We start from the raw sequence: 4,012 nt of genomic DNA on the forward strand, positions 1-4,012 counted from the left end.
GTCCCGGGCGGCTGCTCCCCGTGGTCGGGGCGGGCGGCGGCCCGGTCCGCGTCGGCCACGGCGCTCACCGGCCGCCCTCGACGCTGCGGCGACCGCCGGCCGGAGGGCCGATGTCCGAACGGCCGACGACCGGACGACGGACGACCGGACGACCGATGTCCGAACGGCCGGCAGTCGGCACCGGGGAGCCGGGCGCGCCGCAGGCGTCCGGTACCAGGACGGCAGGGGACGACATTCAGGCCACGCCTCTCCGGGGGTGCCGCGGGGACGGCGGACCGCCGCACCTCGTCTACATCAATGTAGACGACGGGCGCGGCCGCCTCGCACCGCCCCGCCCGCCCGTCACAGGTGGACCACCCGGACGGCGCCCGCCGGCACCTCCAGCACCCCCTCGACCAGCAGTCCGGTGAGCAGTTCCATGCCGGCGCCGGGCAGCGGCACCTGCGCCCCGCGGTCGCCGTGGTTGATCGCGAAGAGGTAGCGGCCGAGTTCGCCGACCCGTTCCACGACCTCGAGGTCGCGCGGCAGCGCCCGCTCGGGCAGGCCCGCGTCGGCGCAGACCCGGGCGAGCACGGTGTCGAGCCCTGCCGCGTCGAGCCGGGTGGACAGGTACCAGGCGGCGCCCCGGCCGAGGGTGTGGCGGGTGATCGCGGGCAGGCCGGCGGCCGGTCCCTCGGTGTGGCTCCACAGCGTCTCGGCGCCGCGCGGCACCACGAACTCGGACCAGGAGCCCGCCTGCAGCGGCCCGTCGGGGCCGTCGCCGCCGGGGCCGTCCAGCCGGACGGTCCGGCCCTCGGGCAGCGGTGCGAACTCCTCGACGGTGAGGCCGAGCACCTCGCGCAGCGCGCCGGGGTAGGGGCCCGGGTGCACGGTGTCGTGCTCGTCGACGATGCCGGAGAAGTGCCCGACGGCGAGGGTGCCGCCGTTCTCGACGTAGCGCCGCAGGTTGTCGCCGGTGGCGGCGGTCGCGAGGTACAGGGCGGGGACCAGGACGAGGGGGTAGTCCGTGAGGTCGGCCTCGGGGTGGGCGAAGTCGACGGTGAGGTGGCGGTCCCAGGCGGCGGCGTACCAGGCGTCGGCCTGGGCGCGGGCGTCGAGTTCGACGCTGGGCCGCCATTCGAGCTTCTGCGCCCACCAGGACTGCCAGTCCCACAGCACGGCGGCGTCGGAGACCACCCGGCTGTCGCGGACGCTGCCGAGCGCGCCGACGGCGGCGCCGAGGGCGACCACCTCGCGCCAGATCCGGCTGTCGGTGCCGGCGTGCGGCAGCATCGCGGAGTGGAACTTCTCGGCGCCGAACCGCGAGGCCCGCCACTGGAAGAACATGGCGCCGTCCGAGCCGCGGGCGACGTGGCAGAGGCTGTTGCGGGCCATCTCGCCGGGCTGCTTGGGCAGGTTGCGGGGCTGCCAGTTGACGGCGCCGGTGGAGTGCTCCAGCAGCAGCCAGGGGCGGCCGCCGGCGACCGAGCGGGTGAGGTCGGCGGACATGGCGAGGTTGATGTGGTTCCGGGGGGCCTCGGCGACCAGGTAGTGGTCGTTGGCGACGAGGTCCACCTCGCGGCCCCAGGCCCAGTAGTCGAGGGACTCGCACTGCGAGAGCGCCGTCATGAAGTTGGTGGTGACGGGGATGCCGGGCGCCAGCCGGTGCAGGACGTCCCGTTCCCGCTTGAAGTTCTCCAGCAGGGTGTCGCTGGTGAAGCGCGCCCAGTCGAGCTGCTGGGCGGGGTTGCCGGCGGTGGGGGTGAGCCGGGGCGGCCGGATCTCCTCCCAGGCACCGTAGCGCTGGCCCCAGAAGGTGGTGCCCCAGGCGGCGTTGAGCTCGGCGAGGCCGGTGTACCGCTCGCGCAGCCAGCGCCGGAAGTCCTCGGCGGAGGCGTCGCAGTAGCAGGCGCTGACCGGGACGCCGTACTCGTTGTGGACGTGCCAGAGGGCGAGTGCGGGGTGGTCGGCGTAGCGCAGCGCGAGCTGTTCGGTGATGGACGCGGCGGCCTGCCGGTACGCCGGTGAGCTGTGGCAGATCGCGCCGCGGGAGCCGGCCTCCAGGCGGACGCCCTCGCGGGTGACGGGCAGGGCCTCCGGGTGTTCGCGGTAGAACCAGGCCGGCGGCACGACGGTGGGGGTGCCGAGGTCGACCCGGATGCCGCCGGCGTGCAGCAGGTCGAGCAGGCGGTCGAGCCAGCCGAAGTCGTACACGCCGCGTTCGGTCTCCAGCAGGGCCCAGGAGAAGATCCCGACGCTGACCATGGTGACGCCCGCCTGCTGCATCAGCCGGACGTCCTCCTCCCAGACCTCCTCCGGCCACTGCTCGGGGTTGTAGTCGCCGCCGTAGGCGAGGGCGGGCAGCCCGACCGGCCGGCGGCTCCGTGCGGCGGGGGCGGCGGCCGCGGTCGGGGTGACGTCGCGGGTCAGCGGGTGGTCCATGGGGGCTCCATCGGCGATCACTGTGAACGTACACAGCGCGAGTGCGCCGTGTTTCGGCAAGATAACCGTACGAGGTGAGGGATTGACAAGTGTCGTCCGGGTTTCCGTACTGTGAACGTGCACAGCGGCGGTTCCGTGAGCTCAGGAGCCCGGCGCCGCTCCCGCATCCCCCACCCCGCACCCGTGATCCCGGGAGGATCCATGCACCGTCGGCTCGCCCTCGCCTCGGCCGCCGCGCTCTGCGGCACGCTCGTCCTGACCGCCTGCGGCAGCAGCGGCGGCGCCTCCGGTGACACCGCGGCCGCGGCCGGACCGGTGAAGCTGACCTTCTGGTCCTGGACGCCGAACATGGACAAGGTCGCGGCCCTCTGGAACGCCTCCCACCCGGACGTCCAGGTGTCCGTGCAGAAGCAGGCCTCCGGCGACGACCTGGTCACCAAGACCATCACCGCGGCCAAGGCCGGCAACGCCCCCGACCTCGTCCAGGTCGAGTACCAGGCACTGCCCACCCTCGTCAGCAACGACGTGCTCGCGGACATCGCCAAGCGGTCCGGCGCCGCCGAGGACAGGTTCGCGGCCGGTGTCTGGCAGCAGGTCACCCTGGGCTCCGACGCGGTCTACGCGATCCCCGAGGACACCGCCCCGCTCGCCTTCTACTACCGCACCGACCTGTTCGCCCAGTACGGCCTCAAGGTGCCCACCACCTGGGCCGAGTTCGCCGACACCGCCCGGCAGCTGAAGCAGAGGGACCCGTCGAAGGCGCTCACCACCTTCTCCGCCAACGACCCGGGCCTGTTCGCCGGCCTCGCCCAGCAGGCCGGCGCCAGGTGGTGGACGGCCTCCGGGGACGCCTGGAAGGTCGCCGTCGACGACGCCGCCACCGAGAAGGTCGCCGACTTCTGGGGCGGCCTGGTCGCCGAGGGCGCCGTCGACAACCAGCCGATGTACACCCCGGCCTGGAGCAAGGCGCTCAACGACGGCAGCCAGATCGCCTGGGTCTCCGCGGTCTGGGCGCCCGGTGTGTTCACCTCCTCCGCGCCCGACACCAAGGGCAAGTGGGCGATCGCCCCGCTGCCGCAGTGGAACGCCGGGGAGTCGGTCACCGGCAGCTGGGGCGGCTCCAGCACCGGCGTCACCACCGGCGCCGAGAAGGCCGGACACGCCGACGCCGCCACGCAGTTCGCCACCTGGCTGAACACCGACCCGCAGGCCGTCGCCGCGCTGGTCAAGGAGGCGGGCATCTACCCGGCCGCGACCGCCGCGCAGACCGGCGGCGCACTGGCGAACGCCCCCGAGTTCTTCGCGAACCAGCCCGACTTCTACACCCGGGCCGCCGAGATCGCGAAGAACACCGCACCCGCCGCCTGGGGCCCCAACGTCAACGTCGCCTACTCGACCTTCAAGGACGCCTTCGGCAAGGCCGCCCAGAACAAGTCCGGCTTCCCCGCCGCACTCACCGCGATCCAGCAGGCCACCGTCGCCGACCTGAAGAAGAACGGCTTCACCACCCAGGGCTGAACCGCAGCGCTCCGCCAGGAGCGCGTGGGGGTACCTCCCGGCCGAAGGCCGGGGGAGAACTGCGCACTTCGGA

The 4,012-nt window shown here is 73.6% G+C and carries 2 protein-coding genes; one reads left to right on the forward strand and one right to left on the reverse strand.

Features of this window, described 5'->3' with window-relative positions; translation table 11 throughout:
- Positions 1-342: 342 nt before the first annotated feature.
- Positions 343-2,421: a beta-galactosidase gene (locus tag ABZ641_RS28325; RefSeq protein ID WP_359986209.1), complete on the reverse strand. Its 2,079-nt coding sequence runs from the start codon at positions 2,419-2,421 to the stop codon at positions 343-345.
- 201 nt (positions 2,422-2,622) lie between these two features.
- Between ABZ641_RS28325 and ABZ641_RS28330 the strand changes: the two genes are divergently transcribed.
- A complete protein-coding gene (locus tag ABZ641_RS28330) occupies positions 2,623-3,939 on the forward strand; it encodes an extracellular solute-binding protein (protein ID WP_359986212.1) in 1,317 nt (438 codons plus the stop codon).
- The last annotated feature ends 73 nt before the right edge of the window (positions 3,940-4,012 follow it).

Source organism: Kitasatospora sp. NPDC007106, from assembly GCF_040634455.1.
GTDB classification, from domain to species: Bacteria; Actinomycetota; Actinomycetes; order Streptomycetales; family Streptomycetaceae; genus Kitasatospora; species Kitasatospora arboriphila.

Bases quoted from the DNA above. Each gene is read 5' to 3' on its own strand.
- ABZ641_RS28325 (WP_359986209.1), bottom strand. From the start codon at position 2,421: ATGGACCACCCGCTGACCCGCGACGTCACCCCGACCGCGGCCGCCGCC.
- ABZ641_RS28330 (WP_359986212.1), top strand. From the start codon at position 2,623: ATGCACCGTCGGCTCGCCCTCGCCTCGGCCGCCGCGCTCTGCGGCACG.